Source organism: Methylobacterium sp. WL103, assembly GCF_008039885.1.
In the GTDB taxonomy this organism is placed as follows: Bacteria; Pseudomonadota; Alphaproteobacteria; order Rhizobiales; family Beijerinckiaceae; genus Methylobacterium; species Methylobacterium cerastii.
Genome location: NZ_VRUX01000670.1, coordinates 1 through 2,153 on the forward strand (window position 1 = coordinate 1; position 2,153 = coordinate 2,153).

At 70.1% G+C, this 2,153-nt stretch carries 3 protein-coding genes; 1 reads left to right on the forward strand and 2 read right to left on the reverse strand.

Going from position 1 to position 2,153, the window contains the following annotated elements:
* A partial coding sequence (locus tag FV222_RS23980; RefSeq protein WP_147815823.1) for a hypothetical protein occupies positions 1-170 on the reverse strand: 170 nt, incomplete at its 3' end.
* 98 nt (positions 171-268) lie between these two features.
* Positions 269-745 carry a thioesterase family protein gene (locus FV222_RS23985; RefSeq protein ID WP_147815822.1) on the reverse strand — a complete coding sequence of 159 codons (477 nt, stop codon included), beginning with the start codon at positions 743-745 and terminating at the stop codon, positions 269-271.
* Between the two features lie 261 nt (positions 746-1,006).
* On the opposite strand from FV222_RS23985, the gene rutA reads away from it, so the two are divergent.
* Positions 1,007-2,104, forward strand: coding sequence for a pyrimidine utilization protein A (rutA, locus tag FV222_RS23990; RefSeq protein ID WP_147815824.1), 1,098 nt, complete (start codon positions 1,007-1,009; stop codon positions 2,102-2,104).
* The last annotated feature ends 49 nt before the right edge of the window (positions 2,105-2,153 follow it).

Here is a 2,153-nt window from a genome sequence, read left to right on the forward strand (position 1 = left end):
TCCTTGGCGAGCACCAGGGCGGCGTTCGTCGCGAGGTCGCCGTGGCTCGCGTCGCGCGGCGGCTCGACCACGACCCGGGCAAGGTCGAGGCCCTCGGGAAGCGTCCCGCCGCGGACCAGCGCCTCGACGGCCTCGCGCACGCGCGCCTCGAACAGGGCGAAGATGTTCATGATCGTGGTCAACCCGCTCGCGCCGACGGCCGGACGGGCCGGCGGCGCCTCATCCCCGCGCCATAGCAAGGGGGGGCGGAGGTGTCACGGCGGAGGTGTCACGGCGAAGCGGGCCGCGTCCAGCCTTCGAGGACGCTGCGCAACGGCTCCGGCAGCGGCACCGGACGGCGGGTGGCGCGGTCGACGTAGACGTGGACGAAGAAGCCTTCCGCCGACGCCGCATCCGCGTCGCCGCGGAACAGGCCGATCTCGTAGCGCACGCTCGACCTTCCGATCCGCGCCACGCGCACCCCTGCGGTCACGCGATCGGGGAAGGCGAGCGGCGCGTGGTAGCGGCAGCCGGTCTCGACCACGAGGCCGATCACCGGGGATCGTGCGATGTCGAGGGCGCCGGCCTCGACCAGCAGGCCGTTCACCGCCGTGTCGAAGAAGGCGTAGTAGACCACGTTGTTGACGTGCCCGTAGACGTCGTTGTCGGCCCAGCGCGTGGTGATCGGCACGTGGCGCGGGTAGGCGGCGCGGGAGCCGGCGGCCTCGCGCGGCGGGCTGGCGTTCGGGGCAAGCGTCTCGCGCATCGCGTCGTCCCTCGCGGAAGAGATCCGGAGCCCGGTCTACCAGATCGAAGACCGCGTTTCGCCGGCCCGATCCGCTGCGATTTCGCTTCCCGGCTGGGCGGATCGCGCGCATCGCCTGGGCAACCCGCGGAGATTTTGTGCAGAGGCCCGTCGGCGGTTTGACGGGCCGATTCGAGCCGCTACCGTTCCCGTCTTCCGGCCCGCCGCGGGCGGCGCGGCTCGCGTTCGGAGAGGTGGCCGATGAACGAACCCGCCGCGGCGATGAACGTCGGGGTCTTCATCCCGATCGGCAACAACGGCTGGCTGATCTCGGAGAACGCGCCGCAATACAAGCCGAGCTTCGCCCTCAACAAGGCGGTCACGCTGAAGGCCGAGGGCTACGGGCTCGACTTCGCCCTGTCGATGATCAAGCTGCGCGGCTTCGGCGGCAAGACCGAGTTCTGGGACCACAACCTCGAATCGTTCACGCTGATGGCCGGGCTCGCCGCCGTCACCTCCAAGATCAAGCTCTACGCCACGGCGCCGACCCTGTGCTTCCCGCCCGCGATCACCGCGCGGATGGCCGCCACCATCGACTCGATCTCCGGCGGGCGCTTCGGCCTCAACCTGATCACCGGCTGGCAGAAGCCGGAATATTCGCAGATGGGCCTCTGGCCCGGCGACGCGTTCTTCGCCGACCGGTACCGGTACCTCTCCGAATACGCGCAAATCCTGCGCGAGCTCTGGGAGACAGGGCGCAGCGACCTCAAGGGCACGTACTTCCAGATGGACGATTGCCGCCTGAGCCCGCGACCGCAGGCGCCGATGAAGCTGATCTGCGCCGGCCAGAGCGAGGCCGGCATGGCCTTCACCGCCACCTACGCCGACTACAATTTTTGCTTCGGCAAGGGTGTGAACACCCCCACCGCCTTCGCGCCGACCGTCGCGCGCCTCGAGGCCGCCAAGGCGAAGACCGGTCGCGACGTGTCCTCCTACGTGCTGTTCATGGTGATCTCGGACGAGACCGACGCCGCCGCCCACGCCAAGTGGGAGCACTACAAGGCGGGGGCCGACCAGGAGGCCATCGCCTGGCTCGGCGTGCAGGGCGCGGCCGACACCAAGTCGGGCGCCGACACCAACGTGCGCCAGATGGCCGACCCGACCTCGGCGGTGAACATCAACATGGGCACCCTCGTCGGCTCGTTCGAGAGCGTGGCGCGGATGCTCGACGACGTGATGACCGTGCCCGGCACCGGCGGGGTGCTGCTGGTGTTCGACGACTTCCTGAAAGGGCTCGACGATTTCGGGCAGAAGATCCAGCCGCTGATGCGGACCCGCCGGCACGTCGCTTCGGCGGCGCCCCTGTCCGAGGTCGCGTGATGGACGCGCCCGCCGGATACCGCGACCCGGCCGGCCGCTTCGGCGGCGT